The organism is Arenimonas oryziterrae DSM 21050 = YC6267 (assembly GCF_000420545.1).
Taxonomy (GTDB): domain Bacteria; phylum Pseudomonadota; class Gammaproteobacteria; order Xanthomonadales; family Xanthomonadaceae; genus Arenimonas; species Arenimonas oryziterrae.
Map to the genome: position 1 here is coordinate 776,295 of NZ_ATVD01000001.1, position 17,127 is coordinate 793,421.

The 17,127-nt window shown below is 66.8% G+C and carries 17 protein-coding genes; 5 read left to right on the forward strand and 12 right to left on the reverse strand.

All coding sequences use genetic code 11. From position 1 onward, the window contains the following. Positions 1–5 precede the first annotated feature (5 nt). The 4 genes from G467_RS15305 (at position 6) to G467_RS0103935 (ending at position 2,977) form a co-directional block, all read left to right on the forward strand. Positions 6–284 carry a hypothetical protein gene (locus G467_RS15305; RefSeq protein WP_022968426.1) on the forward strand — a complete coding sequence of 93 codons (279 nt, stop codon included), beginning with the start codon at positions 6–8 and terminating at the stop codon, positions 282–284. A gap of 46 nt (positions 285–330) precedes the next feature. Next, on the forward strand, positions 331–1,026 hold the full coding sequence (locus tag G467_RS0103925) for a fumarylacetoacetate hydrolase family protein (RefSeq protein ID WP_022968427.1): 696 nt from the start codon (positions 331–333) through the stop codon (positions 1,024–1,026). A 63-nt stretch (positions 1,027–1,089) separates the two neighbouring features. Then, a complete protein-coding gene (mscL, locus tag G467_RS0103930; protein WP_022968428.1) occupies positions 1,090–1,509 on the forward strand; it encodes a large-conductance mechanosensitive channel protein MscL in 420 nt (139 codons plus the stop codon). 67 nt (positions 1,510–1,576) lie between these two features. Then, positions 1,577–2,977: a M28 family peptidase gene (locus G467_RS0103935; protein ID WP_033397327.1), complete on the forward strand. Its 1,401-nt coding sequence runs from the start codon at positions 1,577–1,579 to the stop codon at positions 2,975–2,977. A 56-nt stretch (positions 2,978–3,033) separates the two neighbouring features. On the opposite strand, the gene G467_RS15310 is transcribed toward G467_RS0103935, so the two are convergent. From G467_RS15310 to G467_RS0103970, 7 genes are all read right to left on the reverse strand, one after another. Further along, positions 3,034–3,966, reverse strand: coding sequence for a TrmH family RNA methyltransferase (locus G467_RS15310; RefSeq protein WP_022968430.1), 933 nt, complete (start codon positions 3,964–3,966; stop codon positions 3,034–3,036). Positions 3,967–4,022: 56 nt separating this feature from the next. After that, positions 4,023–7,154 (reverse strand): efflux RND transporter permease subunit, encoded by a 3,132-nt coding sequence (locus G467_RS0103945; protein ID WP_022968431.1) that lies wholly within the window; start codon positions 7,152–7,154, stop codon positions 4,023–4,025. A 3-nt stretch (positions 7,155–7,157) separates the two neighbouring features. Next, positions 7,158–8,246 (reverse strand): efflux RND transporter periplasmic adaptor subunit, encoded by a 1,089-nt coding sequence (locus tag G467_RS0103950; RefSeq protein ID WP_022968432.1) that lies wholly within the window; start codon positions 8,244–8,246, stop codon positions 7,158–7,160. Then, positions 8,246–8,479, reverse strand: coding sequence for a CDGSH iron-sulfur domain-containing protein (locus G467_RS0103955; RefSeq protein WP_022968433.1), 234 nt, complete (start codon positions 8,477–8,479; stop codon positions 8,246–8,248). The genes G467_RS0103950 and G467_RS0103955 overlap by 1 nt, the downstream gene beginning before the upstream one ends. Before the next feature lie 87 nt (positions 8,480–8,566). After that, positions 8,567–10,087, reverse strand: coding sequence for a DHA2 family efflux MFS transporter permease subunit (locus tag G467_RS0103960; protein WP_022968434.1), 1,521 nt, complete (start codon positions 10,085–10,087; stop codon positions 8,567–8,569). Positions 10,088–10,106: 19 nt separating this feature from the next. Then, positions 10,107–11,195, reverse strand: a complete 1,089-nt coding sequence (locus G467_RS15315) for an HlyD family secretion protein (protein ID WP_022968435.1) — start codon at positions 11,193–11,195, stop codon at positions 10,107–10,109. Further along, positions 11,192–11,671 (reverse strand): MarR family winged helix-turn-helix transcriptional regulator, encoded by a 480-nt coding sequence (locus G467_RS0103970; protein WP_022968436.1) that lies wholly within the window; start codon positions 11,669–11,671, stop codon positions 11,192–11,194. Before G467_RS0103970 ends, G467_RS15315 begins: the two co-directional genes overlap by 4 nt. Before the next feature lie 108 nt (positions 11,672–11,779). Here G467_RS0103970 and G467_RS0103975 point away from each other — a divergent pair, with 108 nt between their 5' ends. Further along, positions 11,780–12,388 carry a DUF6498-containing protein gene (locus tag G467_RS0103975; protein ID WP_022968437.1) on the forward strand — a complete coding sequence of 203 codons (609 nt, stop codon included), beginning with the start codon at positions 11,780–11,782 and terminating at the stop codon, positions 12,386–12,388. Positions 12,389–12,454: 66 nt separating this feature from the next. Here the strand turns inward: G467_RS0103975 and G467_RS0103980 are convergent, their stop codons facing one another. The 5 genes from G467_RS0103980 to pyk form a co-directional block, all read right to left on the reverse strand. Further along, positions 12,455–13,465 (reverse strand): class I fructose-bisphosphate aldolase, encoded by a 1,011-nt coding sequence (locus G467_RS0103980; protein ID WP_022968438.1) that lies wholly within the window; start codon positions 13,463–13,465, stop codon positions 12,455–12,457. Between the two features lie 91 nt (positions 13,466–13,556). Then, positions 13,557–14,123: an energy transducer TonB gene (locus G467_RS0103990; protein ID WP_022968440.1), complete on the reverse strand. Its 567-nt coding sequence runs from the start codon at positions 14,121–14,123 to the stop codon at positions 13,557–13,559. Between the two features lie 75 nt (positions 14,124–14,198). After that, entirely contained in the window at positions 14,199–14,783 is a 585-nt protein-coding gene (locus tag G467_RS0103995; RefSeq protein ID WP_022968441.1) for an energy transducer TonB, read from the reverse strand. 143 nt (positions 14,784–14,926) lie between these two features. After that, positions 14,927–15,514: a hypothetical protein gene (locus G467_RS0104000; protein ID WP_022968442.1), complete on the reverse strand. Its 588-nt coding sequence runs from the start codon at positions 15,512–15,514 to the stop codon at positions 14,927–14,929. A 128-nt stretch (positions 15,515–15,642) separates the two neighbouring features. Further along, positions 15,643–17,109, reverse strand: a complete 1,467-nt coding sequence (pyk, locus tag G467_RS0104005; protein ID WP_022968443.1) for a pyruvate kinase — start codon at positions 17,107–17,109, stop codon at positions 15,643–15,645. Positions 17,110–17,127 lie beyond the last annotated feature (18 nt).

The window sequence follows — 17,127 nt, forward strand, 5'->3', positions numbered from 1 at the left end:
TTGCCATGAGCTTCATGCCGATCTTCATGCATCGCCTGTTCTCGTTCCGCCCCGGCAAACCCCGGCATCCGCTGCTGCGCCTGGCCCTGGGCCTGCTCGGTATCGCGCTGCTGGCCCTGCTGGTGGTGTTTGGCCTGTTCATCGGCCTGGGCATGCTGCTGTTCGCCGCGGTGCGCCGTTTCACCCGTCCGCAGCCGGTGATCGTCCCGGCCGCCGCCGAAGGTGCTCTCGACGGCGAATACTCGGTCGTCCACAAGCACGAAGCCACGCTCAGCCTGCGCTGAGCCCCGTCCCGCGGATAAACTGGCCGTCTTTCGCCGGAAAGACGCCATGACCGATTACGCCCTGCCGCCTCCGCCCGTCGCCAGCCTGCGCATCGCCGGCCAGGACGCGCGTTTTCCCGTGCATCGCATCTACTGCGTGGGCCGCAACTTCGCCGAGCATGCGAAGGAAATGGGCGCCGAGGTGCCGCCGCGCGGCACGCCGGTGTTCTTCATGAAGCCTGCCGATGCGCTGGTGCCTGATGGCGGCGATGTGCCCTATCCGAGCGCGACGACGGACCTGCATCACGAGGTCGAACTGATCGTGGCTCTGGGCCGCGACGCCGCCGGCGTTGTCCCGGTCGAAGACGCGTTGGACCTCGTGTTCGGCTACGGCGTCGGCCTGGACCTCACGCGCCGCGACCTGCAGGCGCAGGCCAAGGAAAAACGCCTGCCCTGGGATATCTCCAAGGGCTTCGACCATTCCGCGCCGGCCAGTGCACTGGTGCCGGTCGCGCAGGCCGGCCGCCTCGACACGCAGCGCCTGTGGCTGGAAGTGAACGGCGCGCCGCGTCAGCAGGCCGCGCTGTCGGACATGGTGTTCGGTGTCGCCGAGATCGTGCACGAGCTGTCGAAGCTGTTCGCGCTCAAGGCCGGCGACCTGATCTTCATGGGCACGCCGGCAGGCGTGGCCGCCCTGCAACGCGGCGACGGTTTTCGCGCGGGTGTCGACGGCCTGACCGAGTTCTCCGGCCGTATCGTCTGAGCTGGCGTCCCGGTGTACATTCCGGTCGTGGCACTTGGCGGTTCAATTCAACGGGAGACAGACATGGGCATGCTGACGGAATTCAAAGAGTTCGCGATGCGCGGCAATGTGGTCGATCTGGCGGTCGGTGTGATCATCGGCGGCGCATTCGGCAAAATCGTCAGCTCCCTGGTCAACGACCTGATCATGCCGGTCATCGGCAACCTGCTCGGCGGCGTGAATTTCTCCGCCCTCGCCTACCAGCTGCAGCCGGCGGTGATCGGCCCGGACGGCAAGGAAACTGCGGCGGCCGTGCTGGTCAAATACGGCGCGTTTTTCCAGAGCATCATCGACTTCCTGATCATCGCCTTCGCGATTTTCATGGCGATCAAGGTCATGAACGCACTCAAGCGCAAGGAAGAAGCCGCGCCGCCCGCACCGGCCGAACCCAGCGACGAGGTCAAGCTGCTGACCGAGATTCGCGACGCGCTCAAGAAAGGCTAAGCTCGCATCCTGCACCGCGACGCCGGCCTTGAGCCGGCGTCTTCTTTTGGAGATTCCGATGCCCACGATCCGCCCGCTCGTCTTCGCCCTTTCCGTGCTCCTGTCCGCCTCCGCGGGCGCTGCCGATTTCGACGCCCGCGCCTTGCGCGACGCCGAACAGCTGCGCGCTGGCAACGAACGCGGCACCGACGCCTACGCCATCGTCGAATCGCTGACCACCGAGGTTGGCCCGCGCATGGCCGGCACCCCGGCCTACGATCGCGCCGTGGCCTGGGCCCAGGCGAAATTCAAGGCGCTCGGCTACGACCGCGTCTATCTCGAGCCGGTGAGCTTCCCGGTCTGGGAGCGTCGCCATGAAAGCGCCGAAGTGCTTGCGCCGTATCCGCAGCGTTTGCTGATCACCGCACTCGGCGGCAGCGTCGGCACCGGCGGCAAGGTACTGGAAGCGGAAGTCGTCGAATTCGCGAATCTCGAAGCGCTCAAGGCCGCGCCCGCCGACTCGCTCAAGGGCAAGATCGCCTACATCTCCAACCGCATGGAACGATTCAAGGACGGCCATGGCTACGGCCCGGCGGTGTCCGCGCGCGGCGGCGGCGCGAGCGAAGCGTCGAAGAAAGGTGCGGTCGGCTACCTGCTGCGTTCGATCGGCACCGATTCCGCGCGCATGCCGCATACCGGCACGATGCGTTATGCCGAGGGCGTCACCAAGATTCCCGCAGCCGCATTGTCCAATCCCGACGCCGACCTGCTGTCGAACATGCTCCGTCGCGGCAAGCCGGTGACGCTGCGTCTGGACATCGACGCGGGCATGAACGGCACCAAGACCTCGTACAACGTGATCGGCGAAATTCGCGGTCGCAGCAAGCCCGACGAAGTCGTCGTGATCGGCGGCCATCTCGATTCCTGGGATCTGGGCACGGGCGCGATCGACGATGGCGCCGGCGTGGCGATCACGATGTCGGCCGGAGCGATGATCGGCCGGCTCGATCGCGCGCCGCGACGCACGATCCGCGTGATCGCGTTCGCGAACGAGGAACAGGGTCTGTTCGGCGGTCGCGCCTATGCCGACGCGCACCTCGCACAAGTCGATGCGCACCAGGTCGGCGCGGAAAGCGATTTCGGCGCGGGCCGCGTGTATGCATTCCGTGCCGGCACGGCGCCGGAAGCGCAGCCGGTGATCGCGAAGATCGGCGAGATGCTCGCGCCGCTCGGCATCGTCTACGAGCCCGGCCGCGGCGGTCCCGGTCCGGACGTGGGTCCGCTCGCCGGGAAGGGCATGCCCTGGGCGCAACTGGCGCAGGACGGCACGGACTATTTCGACTACCACCACACCGCCAACGACACGCTCGACAAGATCGACACCAAGGCCATGGACCAGCAGGCGGCGGCGTATGCCGTGATGGCCTATCTCTCGGCGGAAACGGATGTGGACTTCGGCAAGTCCCCGCCCCTGACCGGCGAAGAATAATTCCAGGAATCCCGCTGCCTTTGTGGGAGCGGGCGAATTGCGCGGGGATGTGGTTTTTAGGGCGACTTTTTTGCGGTGGCGACGTTCTGCCGCCACCACTCGCCGAGCACGACCGAGGTCGCGGACGCGACGTTGAGGCTTTCGACGGCGCCGCTGCCGGGGATGGCGAGCTTGAACGAACTCGCCTGCGCAAGCGCAGGATCGACGCCGGCCTGTTCGGCGCCCATCAGCAGGACGAGGCGCTCGGGTAACGTCGTCGCGTACAACGACTGACCGCCACGCACGACGGTCGCGGCCACGGCAAACCCGGCCGAGGCCAGTTGCGCGAGGGAATTGTCGCTGCGGCCCAGACGCACCATCGGCACGGCCTCCGCGCCGCCCTCGGCGACGCGTGCGGCGGCGCCGGACAGATGCAGCGTCGAATCCTTTGGCAACAGCAGCGCCGACACGCCGAAATGCGCCGCGCTGCGCAGGATTGCGCCGAGATTGTGCGGATTGCCGACGCCATCCAGCCAGATCGCGATCGCCGGACCTTTCGGCAGGTCGCGCAGCCAGTGGGAGAGGTTCTGTTCGTCGGACGGCATCGCACCGAACACCACGCCTTCGTGGTGCGCACTGCCGGAAAGTTTTTCCAGGTCCTCGTTCTCGACGATCGTGTAGCCCAGGCGCTGTTTCACGCAGTACGCGAGCACGGCCTTGAGCTTGGGAATGCGCGATTCGAGCAGCCACACCTTGCGCAGCGATTCGGGCCGCTGGGCGAACAGCGCCAGGCAGGCGTTGAGACCGTAGATGCGTTGCTCCTGCGGCACGCGCGGCGCGGCATCGGCGGTGGCTTCGACGCGCTCGCGCAGCGGCGGGCGACGATCGGCGGGCGCGGTGGCGGCGGGTGCACGGCCCTGCCGGTCGCGTTCGCGTTCGCGCTTGTCGCGGGGTTTGCCGGCGGGACCGCGATAAAGGGATTCGCCGCCGGGAGGTTTGCGTTCGCTCATGGGTCACTTCCTGCGCCACGACCGGGGCACCGAGGCCGCCAGTGTAACCAACCCGGTCAACCGCCGTGGCTGACGTCCACGGAGGCGACACGGGCTTCCAGGCCCTCGAGCATGCGCGCGCGCTCTTCCGGCGCATGCGTGTAGCGCGCGAGCAGCAGGTAGAACGCCGGCACCACAAACAGCGACAGGAAGGTCGATAGCAGCACGCCGAACACCACGACCACGCCGATCGCCTGGCGGCTGGCCGAGCCGGCACCGCTCGACAGCACCAGGGGCAAGGCGCCGGTCACGGTCGCCACGGAGGTCATCAGGATCGGGCGCAGACGCGTCGCCGCAGCATCGAGGATGGCCTCGCGGATGCCGAGGCCGTCGTTGCGGCGCTGGTTCGCAAATTCGACGATGAGGATGCCGTTCTTCGCCGCCAGGCCGACCAGCATGACCACGCCGATCTGGCTGAACAGGTTGAGGCTGTTGCCGGTCAGGTTCAGGCCCAACAAGGCGCCGAGCACTGCCAGCGGCACGGTGAGCATGATCACCAGCGGGTGCACGAAACTCTCGAACTGCGCCGCCAGCACCAGGAACACGATCAGCAAGGCCATGCCGAAGGTGAACAGCGCCGCGCTGCCGGACGCGAGGTATTCGCGCGACTGGCCGGCGAAATCGGTCTGCGCGGTTTCCGGCAGTTCTTCGGCGGCGGCCTCGCGCGCGAAATCGATCGCCTCGCCCAAGCTGTAACCCGGCGCGAGGCGCGCGGAAATCGTGATCGCACGCAGGCGATTGAAACGGTTGAGCGTGCCCGGCTCGGCGATTTCGGTGACGGTGACCACGCTCGCCAGCGGCACGAGCTGGTTGTCACGCGCGCGCACGTAGAGATTCTCCAGGTCGGCGACGCTTTCGCGCTGGGCGCGATCGGCCTGCACGAGCACGTCGTATTCCTTGCCCTCGTCGACGAAGGTGGTCACGCGCGACGAACCGAACATCGTCTGCAGGGTGTTGCCGACATCGGTGACCGCGACCCCCAGATCGGCGGCGCGCGCACGATTGATGACCACGCGCAGCTGCGGCCGGGTTTCCTTGTAGTCGGAATCCACGCCCGACAGGCCGGGATTCTCTTCCATGCGCGCCTGCAGACGGTCGCGCCAATCCACGAGCTGGGCGTAGTCCGGACCCTGCAGCACGAGCTGCAAGGGTTGACCGCCGCCGCGCACGAGGCCTTGGCGCACGTTCGGAATCGCGCGCACGCCGGGAATTTTCGCCAGGTCGCGCGTGACCTGCTCGACGACGTCGCCGGTGGTCTGCGCGCGATCGTTCCAGTGCTTGAGGATGACGATCGCCTGGCCGTTCTGCATTTCGCCGCCACCACCGAAGCCGCCCGGCACGCGCGAATTGATCATGACCACGGGCTTGTCGCCGCCCTCGTACTTCATCAGCGTGTTTTCGACCTGGGCCATCTGTTTGACGGTGTAGTCGTAGCCGCCGCCCTCGGGACCGTTGGCCATGACGAAGAACGCGCCGCGGTCTTCGGTCGGCGCGAGTTCGCGCGGCGTCATCTCGAACAGGCCCGCGCTCAGCGCAAGGGCGCCGAGCATCAGGCCGCCGAACAGCCAGCCCTTGCCGACGTGGCGACCGAGCAGGTGCCGATAGCCATCGGACAAGGCACCGAGCCGGCGATCGACCCAGGCATTGAGACCGGTCGTCTGCGTGCGGTCGTGCGGCTGCAGCAACAGCGAGCACATCATTGGCGTCAGCGTCAGCGCCACAAAAGCCGAGATCGCTACCGCGCCGGCGAGCGCCACGGCGAGCTCGCGGAACAGGCGGCCGTTATTGCCTTCCTGGAACGCCATCGGCACGAACACCGCGATCAGCACCGCCGTCGTCGCGATGACCGCGAATGCGACCTGACGCGTGCCGCGCAGGGCCGCCAGCGGCACCGGCTCGCCGAGATCGGCGCGACGCTGCGCGTTTTCCAGCACGACGATCGCATCGTCGACGACCAGGCCGATCGACAGCACCAGGGCGAGCAGGGTCAGCAGATTGATCGAGAAACCGAACGCCCAGAGCGCGATGAAGGCGGCGATCACGCACACCGGCACCGTTACGGCGGGAATCACGGCGGCGCGCATGCTGCCCAGGAACAGCCAGATCACCGCGAGCACCAGGATCACCGCTTCGATCAGCGTCTTGTAGACCTCGTCGACGGCGACGTCGATGTATTCGGTCGAGTCGTAGGTGATGCCCATCGTCATGCCCTGCGGCAACGTGGGATTGATGCGTGCGATTTCTTCCTTGACCAGGCGGGCGACTTCCAGGCTGTTGGAGGTCGAGGTCTTGACGATGCCCAGGCCCAGCATCGGCTTGCCGTTGCCGCGGAAATAGCTGCGGCGTTCGGCGGAATCGAGCGCGACGCGCGCAACCTCGCCCAGGCGTACGACATGGCCGTCGGCGCCGCGCGACAGCGGTAGCTGCGCGAACTGTTCGGCCGAGGTGAAGCCGCGTTCGACGCGCACGGTGAAGTCGCGGTCGGTGGATTCGACGGTGCCGCCCGGAAGTTCGACGTTTTCACGACGCAGCGCCGCCTGCACGTCGGCGACGGTCAGACCACGCGCCGCGAGCGCCGCGGCGTTGGGCCACACGCGCATCGCATACGATTGGCCACCGCCGAGGTTGACCTGGGCGACGCCGTCGATGCTCGACAGGCGATCGACCAGATAGCGGTCGGCGTAGTCGGTCAACGCGAGCACGTCGAGCTTGGGACCGGTGAGATTGGTCCACAGGATCACGTCGGAATCGGAATCGGCCTTGGCGACCTGCGGCGGATCGACATCGTCGGGCAGATTGCCGGCCGCGCGGCTGACCGCGTCGCGCACGTCGTTGGCCGCACTTTCGATGTCGCGGTTGACCGAGAACTCGATATTGATGCTCGAGCGGCCGTTGCGGCTGCTCGAGGTCAGCAGGTCGACGCCTTCGATGCCGCTGACCGCATCTTCCAGAATCTGGGTGATGCGTGTTTCCACGACCGCGGCCGAGGCGCCGGTGTAGGTCGTATTGATCGACACCACCGGCGGATCGATATCGGGCAGCTCGCGCAGCGGCAATTGCGTGAACGCGAAGGCGCCGAGCACGATCAACAGCAGGCTGATGACCGTCGCGAGGACCGGGCGGCGGATCGAGAGATCGGACAGCAGCATGGCTTACGCGCCGCCGCGCTTGTCGGCGGTGGTGTCGGCCGGTTTGCCATCGGCGGCCGCCGCGGCGCCCGCTTCGACGATCTTGCTGCCACCCTTGAGCTTGACCGTGCCTTCGACGACGACGCGGTCGCCGGCTTTCACGCCCTCGAGAATTTCGACCCAGCCCGGACGACGCGCGCCGATCTTCACCGGCACCTGTTCGACCTTGTCTTCGGCGCCGACACGGAACAGAAACGCCTCCTGGCCGACCTGCTGCAGCGACAGTTCCGGCACTTGCAGGGTGTCGCGCGCAGCGCGCTGCACGCTGACTTCCAGCAGCATGCCCGGGCGCAGCTTGTGCGCGGGATTGTCGAACTCGGCGCGCACCGCGAGCGAGCGCGTGACCGCGTCCACGCGCGAGCCGACCGAAGTGATCGTGCCGGTGAACTGTTCGCCGGGATACGCATCGCTGCGCGCGTGCACGGTCTGGCCATTGGCAAGTGCGGCGAGGCTGCGCTCGGGCACGGAGAAATCGAGCTTGATGCGCGAGACATCGTCGAGCGTGGCGATGACCGTGCCCGGCGTCACCAGCGAGCCGGGACTGACCTGGCGCACACCGAGCACGCCGGCGAACGGCGCACTGATCACGCGGTCGGACACCTGCGAGCGCACCTGGTCCAGGCGGGCCTTGGCGGCATCGCGCACCGCGCGCTGCGCATCGAACTGGCTGGCGGCGATGAGTTGGCGTTTGGCCAGGTCCTGCTGGCGCTCGAACAGGGTCTGCGCCTCGCGATAATCCGCCGCCGCTTCGTTGAGTCCGGCGACCGTGGCGCGATCAGACAAGGTCACCAGCACGTCGCCGGCGCGGACTTCGTCGCCGCTGTCGAAATGCACCTGCGACACCGTTTCGCTGACCTTCGCGGTGAGGCTGACCGATTCGCGGGCCGTGGCCGTGCCGAGCGCATCGATCGTGTCGGTCCAGGCACTCGGCGCGAGCACGGTCGTGGTCACGACGGCCGGCGGATTGCCGCCGCCGCGTCCCTCGGTTTTGCTCCCGCAGGCGGCCAGACACAGGGACACGAGGATCAGGGACAGGACGCGAACGATCGACATCAGACGGATTCCTTGCTTGCCTTGTGGCTGCCGTCGCAGAACGGCGGCCGGGCGGTGGTCTTGCAGCCGCACAGCCAAACGATCTCGCTGCGCTCGGCGGTGAATGTCAGGGGAGTGATGGCCGAACCACGATGTGACCCGTCGCAATAAGGCTGCCGCGCGCTCTTGCCGCAGGCGCACCACCGGTAATTTTTGCCTGCCTCGATTTCCACCGCATGTGCCGGATGGCGCATATCGCTACCCCGCCACCGGGAAGCGGGGCGCCGAGGGCCCGAGTCTAAGCGCTGGCGATGTCGTCGGCATGTCGACGCCCGGGCCGCTCAGTGGTCCAGCACCGGCGCCGGCGCGGGACCCGCCGCCGCGTCGACCTTCAGCAGCCACACCAGCGGCAGGGCCGCGAGCGTGAGCACCATGAGCAGCCAGAAATCGTTGACGTAGGCGATGACGGCCGCCTGGCGGCTGATCTCGGCATTGAGCGCCATCACGCCCGACGCCGTCGCCGTGTCCCAGGCGGCCGGAAGCAACGAAGTTTCGACGCCAAAGGACGGCACGCGCGCAGCGATCTCGGCATGGTTGACCTGGGCCGAGCGCGCCAGGATCGTCATCACCGCCGAGATACCCACGCTCGATCCGATGTTGCGCACGAGACTGAAAAGACTCGCGGCCTCAGTACGTTTTTCCGGCGCGAGCGTGGCGTAAGCGACGCTGGAGATCGGCACGAACACCAGGCCCAGGCCCAGGCCCTGCATCACGCCGATCCACACGACATCGAAACGCGCGACCTGCAGGCCGAAGGCCGTCATGAAATACAGCGAGCCCGCCGTGAGCAGCATGCCCACCAGGATCGGCCAGCGCGCATCGACGCGGCCGATCAGGCGACCGACCAGCATCATGCCGAACATGGTGCCGATGCCACGCGGCGCCAGCAGCAGACCGATGTCGAGGACCGGATAGTGCATGAGCTGGCTCAGGTACGGCGGCAGCAGCGCGAGCGTGGAAAACAGCACGATGCCGATCACGAAAATCAGCAGGCACGCGACCGCGAAATTCTTGTTCCGCCACAGGCCCAGATCGAGCAGGCTGTGCTGGCGACTGCGCCAGTGCATGACGTACAGGTACAGACCCAGGAACGCGAGCGCGGCTTCGATCTGGATTTCCAGCGAACCGAACCAGTCCAGCGACTGGCCGCGATCGAGGAACAACTGCAGGCCGCCGATACCCAGCGCCAGCAGAACCAGTCCGGTCCAATCCAGCGGACGCGAGACCGCGCGATCCTTCGGCACGCTCGCCATGATGCCCAGCAGCGCGAGCGCGCCGACTGGAACATTGATCAGGAACACCCAGCGCCAGCTGTAGTACTCGGTCAGCCAGCCGCCGAGCGGCGGCCCGAGAATCGGACCGACCATGATGCCCATGCCCCACAGCGCCATCGCGGCGCCGTGTTTTTCTTTCGGGAAGACATCGAGCAGCAGCGACTGCGAAATCGGCACCAGCGCGGCGCCGAACACGCCCTGCAGGATGCGGAAGAACACCATCTCGCCGATGCCGGTGGCGATGCCGCACAGCACCGACGCGGCAGTGAAGCCGGCCACTGCCATGATCAGCAGGCGGCGGCGACCCATCGCGCCGGCGAGCCAGCCGGTGACCGGCGTCATGATCGCGGCGGCGACGATGTAGGAGGTCAGCACCCACGCGGCTTGGTCCTGCGTCGCCGACAGCGAGCCCTGCATTTCCGGCAGGGCCACGTTGGCGATCGTGGTGTCGATCGCCTGCATCAGCGTCGCCAGCATGACCGAGCCGACGATCAGGCTGCGCTTGGCGACCGCAGGCGTGTTGCTCACGGCAAAGCGTTCCGTGGACTCAGCGCGCAGCCGTACGCGCCGGTGCCGGCGCGTCGGCGTCGTCGGCGATGTCGACGGTGACGTCGGCGCTCATGCCGGCGCGCAGCACGGGCGCATTCTGGGCGACGTCGACGAGCGACAGCTTCACCGGAATGCGCTGAACGACCTTGACCCAGTTGCCGGTCGCGTTCTGCGCCGGCAGCACGCTGAACTCGCTGCCCGACGCCGGGCTGATCGAAGCGACCTGCGCATGCCAGCGCACGCCCGGATAGCTGTCGATGCGAATCTCGGCTTTCTGACCCACACGCATGCGCGCCAGATCGGTTTCCTTGAAATTGGCTTCGATCCAGACCGGATGGGTCGCGACCAGCGGCATCGCCACCTGACCGACCGTGAGGTATTCGCCCGGCTGCAGGTCATGATTGCCGATGATGCCGTCCACCGGCGCATAGACATCGACATGCTCGAGATCCAGGCGCGCGCGGTCACGCAAGGCCAGGGCTTCGCGGTAGTCGGGCAACTGCTCCAGCGTCGAACCGGGCTTGCCGCCCAGGGTGAGCCGAGCCTTGTCGCGCGCAGCAACGGCGCTGTCGCGGCTAGCCTGCGCTTCGGACATCGCATGGCGCGCGTCGTCGACGGCTTTCTGCGCGACCAGATGGCGCGCGAGCAACTGTTGCTGGCGCGAAAGCTCCTGCTTCGCCCAAGCCAGGGTTTCTTCCGACGAACGTACCGAGGCATCGCTTTCGCGCACGCCGGCACGGCTGGCGCCGGCATCGTCGGCGACCTTGGCCAGACGCGCTTCGGCTTCGGCCAGGGCGATCTTCAGCGGCGCCGGATCGATGCGGTACAGCAGCTGTCCCAGGTGCACGGCTTCGTTCTGCCCGACCAGGACCTGCGACACGCGGCCGCTGACCTGCGTGGAAATCATCACGCGATCGGCCTTGACGTAGGCATTGTCGGTTTCGACGCTGCGACTGGACACGACAAATTCCCAGGCGAACAGCGCGATCACGAGTAGCGGACCGGCGATCCACAGCCAGCGCGGCACGCGGCGCACGGCGGCCTTGGCTTCGTTGAGACGCGCGGCGGGTTTGAGTTCGGTGGTCATGCTTTTGCCTGCTTGCGGGCCGCCATGGGGCGACCTTCCTTGTCGAGTTCGTTGAGCGTGTCCTTGACCTTGGCCAGGACGCGCAGGGTGGTGGCGAGATCGTCGGCATCGATGCCTTCGAGCACGTCCTCGCGCAGCACCGAGGAAATGCGCTTCATGCCGGCCATGACCTCGGCCGATTTCGGCGCGAGGTACAGGCACCAGCAGCGGCGATCGTCAGGATCGGCGCGGCGTTCGATGAAGCCGGCGATCTCCAGGCGGTCGACGACGCGGCCGATGGCGATCGGTTCGAGGTCGAGATCCTCGGCGAGCTGCTTCTGGCTCAGGCCTTCGGCGCGCTCGATGCGGCTCAGCGCGCGCCATTGCGCACGGGTCAGGCCCAGATGGGCGGACCGGCGGTCGAACACGCGCCGGAACAGGCGGGTGATGTCGGCCACGGTGTAGCCGAAGGTCGATTTGTCGGGGGATGGGCTCATAGTAGCCATGATTATAGTTGCTTAGGATAGTATTTTCAAGGTCGGACTCGCCCGGACCGGACCGGGCTGGCAGACTCGCGTTCAGGGGATCGGAAACAGGGGCCGGGCGTGGCGGAAAAATCGACCGATGCGACACCGGGGCTGCTGATCGCCAATGCCGTCACCCTGGTGCTGGCGCTCGCCCTGCACTGGTCGGTGGCGTCCTTGCTGTGGCCGTTCTGGCTGCAGAGCGTGATCATCGGCTGGTATGCGCGCCAACGGATGCTGGCGCTGACCTCGTTCAGCACCGAAGGCTTTACCTCCGGCGACCAGCCGGTACCCGAGAACGAAGAAGGCAAGCGCTCGACGGCGAACTTCTTCGTACTCCACTACGGCATCTTCCACCTGGCCTATCTCGTCTTCCTGTTCGATCAGGCCCCGCCCGCGCGCCTGCTCGACCTGGTTCTGCTGGCGGCCTGCGGCTACTCGTTCGTCTATGCGCAACGCAAGACGTTTGCCGAGCAGGTCGCTGCGGACGCGCAGGGCCGACCGAACCTGGGCAAGCTGATGTTCCTGCCCTACCTGCGCGTGCTGCCGATCCACCTGAGCATCGTGTTCGGCGCGGCCAGCACCGGCGCCTGGGGCCTGTTCGTGTTCGTACCCCTGAAGACGATCGCGGATCTGCTGCTCGATCGCGTGGACCGGAACATGGCGGATCGGGGAGCGGAGTCGGTTTAGCGGGTTTGGCGAAAGAAAAACGCCGGCTTTCGCCGGCGTTTTTTCTTTCCGCGAATACGCGGTCGATCAGGCCGACTTGACCCACTCGCCGAGCGCGGCCAGGCCGTTGTCCTTGGCGCGGGCGAACACGGTCTGCTGGGCGACGCCGACATTGCCGACGAGATCCTTCGACCATAGCTTGAGCGCGGCGGTCTGCATCGCGCGGCCGTAGCTGAAGCTCAGCGGCCACGGCAGCGGGCCGAGGTTGTTCATGGCGTTGAGGTGCGCGGTCGCCGCCTCGTCGCTCTGGCCACCGGACAGGAACACGATGCCCGGCAGGTTCGCCGGCACGGCGGCCTTCAGGCAGCGCACGGTGAGTTCGGCGACTTCGTCGACGCTGGCCTGCTCGGGGCAGTCCTTGCCGGAGACGACCATGCTCGCCTTGAGGATGGTGCCTTCGAGCATGACGTTCTGGTCGTACAGCGCAGCGAACAGCGAACGCAGCACGATCTCGGTCACTTCGTAGCAGGTATCGATGTCGTGATCGCCGTCCATGATGACTTCGGGTTCGACCATCGGCACGATGCCCGCTTCCTGGCAAAGCGCGGCGTAGCGCGCGAGCATGTGGCTGTTGGCTTCGATCGCCGTGCCCGAGGGCATGTCTTCGCCGATGTTGATCACCGCGCGCCACTTGGCGAACCGCGCGCCGAGCTGCGCGTATTCCTTCAGGCGCTCGCGCAGGCCGTCGAGACCTTCGGTGACCACTTCGCCCGGGAAACCGGCCAGCGGCTGCGGGCCCTTGTCGACCTTGATGCCCGGGATGATGCCGTTCTTCATCATCAGCTCGGTGAACGGCACGCCGTCCTTGGTCTTCTGGCGCAGCGTCTCGTCGAACAGGATCGCGCCGGAAATGTACTCGCCCAGGTTCGGCGTGGTCAGCAGCATCTCGCGATAGGCGCGGCGGTTTTCTTCGGTGCAGTCGATGCCGACGCCGTCGAAACGCTTCTTGATGGTGGAGTTGGACTCATCGATGGCGATGATGCCCTTGCCGGCGGCCACCATGGCCTGGGCGATTTCAGCGAGTTGGTCGATGCTCATGACGATCCCGGGAGTTGGTTGAAGCCGGCCATTATAGCCGAGCCGGCCAAGTCCTGCATTTTCAATGACTTGAGCGTGTCGCCGGGCGCCATCAGCCGCCGTTGAGGCGGCGCTGCCAGCGGAAATGCTCCAGTTTGTCCTGGGCGGTTTCGCCTTCGAGACGTTTTTTCTCGATGAAGTCACCGAGGTTGGTGATCGCGCACTGGGTGCGCACGCTGGCGGCGTCGGCGCCGGTCTTGCCACCGAAGAACATCATCGTCGCCGAGGTATAGAGCGGACGCGGCACCGGACCGTCGACCTTGCGCGCGAAACGCCACTGCGTCACCGCCGCACCGGCCGCCTGCACGAAGGGTTCAAGCTCGGCCTCGGGCAAGGCGCCGCCGCTGGTCCAGGATTTCAGCAGCATGAGGTCGGAGACCTTGCCGTCGCGGTTGATCATGTAGCCGATGTTGACGCACACATCCAGGCCGCGATCCGACTGCGCCTTGGGATAGGCCGGTGCAGACAGCACCACGCCATCGGCGAAACGCCACCAGGTGCCGATGCTGCCTTCGTTGACGACATCGCGCTTGACCACGACTTGCGCGGAAGCGAGCGTACAAGCGACGGCCAGTGCGCCGGCGAGAAGGGTGCGGGTGAGACGGGCGACAGGGCGCATGGTCGTACTCCGGGTGGAAGGCGACCTGTCTACCAGAATCGGGCATCGGCGGCAATTTGCCGCCACCCGGCGCGCTTATTTCAGATGCGGCATGTGCTCGGAATGCGTGCGGTCCCAGCGGAAGCTCGCGAGCTTGTCGCGGTTGGTCACGACATCGTTGCGGCGCTCGTCGATGAACCCGGCCAGATCGGCGATCGCGCAGTGCGAACGCACCGCGACCGCGTCCGCGCCGGTCTTGCCGCCGAAGAACATCAGCGTCGCCGAGGTGTACACCGGGTGCGGCACCGGGCCGTCGGCCTTGCGCGCAAAACGCCACTTCGACAGTGCAAAGCCAGCGGAATTGACGAAGGCATCGAGCTCGTCTTCGGACAGCGCCGAGGCGCCGTCGCTCCAGGACTTGAGCAGATAGAAATCCGAGGTCGTGCCGTCGCGATTGATCATGTAGCCGATGTTCACGCAGACGTCCGCACCGCGGGCCACGAACTGTTGGGGATAACGCGGCGCGCCGGGCACGACGCCGTCGGCGAGCGTCCAGTAGCGGCCGATGCCGCCTTCGTCGATTACTTCGCGCTGCACGACGGGCTGCGCCGTCGCCAAGGCACAGCTCGCCGCGAGCACGCCAGCGAGGAGAGGACGAAACGTCTTGAGAGCTTTGCGCATGGCCGGTCTCCGCGGGGACTGGCTTCGTGTTTAACCAGCCACGCGCGCGTGCGGCAATCGCTGCGGGACGAACGGCACCGGCGCAGGGACGAACCGCGCGCCGGACCGGACCGCCGTCGGCGGCCTCGCGGACGCCGCTCGCTTTATTTGAGCGTGGGCAGGACCTCGGAGAAGTTCCGGCGCTGATGGAAATGGGCGAGCTTGTCGCGGTTGGTGTCGCCGCCGTTGCGCCATTCGTCGATGAATTCGGCCAGGTCCGGGATCGCGCAGTGCGCGCGGATGCTGCTCGCGTCGGCACCGGTCTTGCCGCCGAAGAACATCATCGAAGCCGAGGTATAGACCGGATGCGGCACCGGACCATCGACCTTGCGGGCAAACCGCCATTGCTTCATCACGGCCGCCGCGGGCTGCAGGAAGGCATCCATTTCGCTGTCGCTGAGCGCCTGCTCGCCTTCGCTGCTCCAGAACTTGAGCAGCAACAGGTCCGACACGCTGCCGTCCTTGTTGACCATGTAGCCGATGTTGACGCAGACATCCGGCGCGCGCGATTCCATGGCCTTGGGATAGGACGGCGAGCTCAGGGTCACGCCGTCGGCCAGACGCCACCAGCGGGCGATGCTGCCTTCATTGACGACGTCGCGCTGATACAGCGGCTGCGCCAGGCCGACGCTGGAGGCGGCGGCGAGCACGCCGGCGAGGAGGTTGCGGGTGAAACGAACGGTGGGGCGCATGGCCGGTCTCCGTGGGGACAGGCCTTGTGTTTACCGCAGGCGGCGCCCCGCACTCCCACGCCGGGGATGAGACGTGTCGAACCGGGGACGAGCCGTGCGCCGCGCGGGCCGGGCCCGATGGCGCCCGCTCAGAGTTCGCCGAGCCCTTCCGCGCTGCCGTCGGCTCCGACCTGCAGCAGACGCAGGGTGTTGGTCGCGCCATGCAGTTCCATGTGGTCGCCGCTGGTGACGACTACACGGTCGCCCGAGACCAGGATATCCAGATCGTACAGCTGCTTGATCGCGCCACGCGCGGCTTCGCGCGTGGGCAATCCGCGGCTGTCGAAATCGATCGGGAACACGTCGCGCATCAGCGCCATGCGCCGGCGCGCGCCGGCATGCCGGGACAGGCCGAAGATCGGCACCTTCGAGCGGAACCGCGACAGATAGCGGGCGGTGCCGCCGGACTCGGTCAGTGCGAGGATCGCGCGCACCTGGATGTGTTCGGCGAGGAACATGCCGGCCATCGCGATCGCCTGGTCGGCGCGCTCGAGATTGCGCGGCGCGGCTTCGAAATCGGTGTCGTGATCGAACTGGCGTTCGGCGCCCAGGCAGATGCGCACCATCGCCTCGACCGCCTTGACCGGGTACTGGCCCGAGGCCGTTTCCGCCGACAGCATGACCGCGTCGGTGCCGTCGATGACGGCATTGGCGACGTCGAGCACTTCGGCGCGCGTCGGGATCGGATTGTCGACCATCGACTGCAGCATCTGCGTGGCGGTGATCACCACGCGGTTATATTCGAGCGCGGTGCGGATGATCTTCTTCTGCAGGCCAGGCAACTCGGCATCGCCGATTTCCACGCCCAGATCGCCGCGCGCGACCATGACCGCGTCCGAGGCCTCGGTGATCTCGACCAGATTCTCGATCGCCTCGGCGCGTTCGATCTTCGCGACCAGGCCGGCATCGCTGCCCGCGGCCTTGGCCAGGCGACGCGCTTCGTGCATGTCTTCGGCCGACCGGCAGAACGACACGGCGAGAAAATCCACGCCCAGTTGCGCGGCGATGACGATATGCGCCTTGTCCTGATCGGTCAGCGCGCCCAGCGAGAGGCCGCCGCCGAGACGATTGAGGCCTTTCCGATTGGACAGGAAACCATCCGTGAGCACGGTGGTGTGGATGCGCTCGCCGTCGATCGCGTCGACCTTGACTGCCATCAAGCCATCGTCGAGCAGCAGGGTGTCGCCCACGCGCACGTCGGCCACCAGACCCAGATAGCTCACGCCGACCTGGGTGGTATCGCCGTCGGGCGCATCGGCGCTGCACACCAGGGTGAAGGCCTGCCCGGACTTGAGCTCGACCTTGCCCGCGGCGAATTTCTCGATACGGATTTTCGGGCCCTGCAGGTCGGCAAGGATGCCGACTTCGCGGCCTTCGCGGGCGGCGGCGGCGCGCACGGCGGCCACGCGCTCGCCGTGTTGTTCGGGCGTGCCATGCGAGAAATTCAGGCGCACGACATTGACGCCGGCGCGGACGAGGCCGTCGAGCACGCCCGGCGCATCGGTGGCCGGGCCGAGGGTGGCGAGGATCTTGGTACGGCGAAAATCGAAGCTCATTGTATTTTTCCTGTGGTC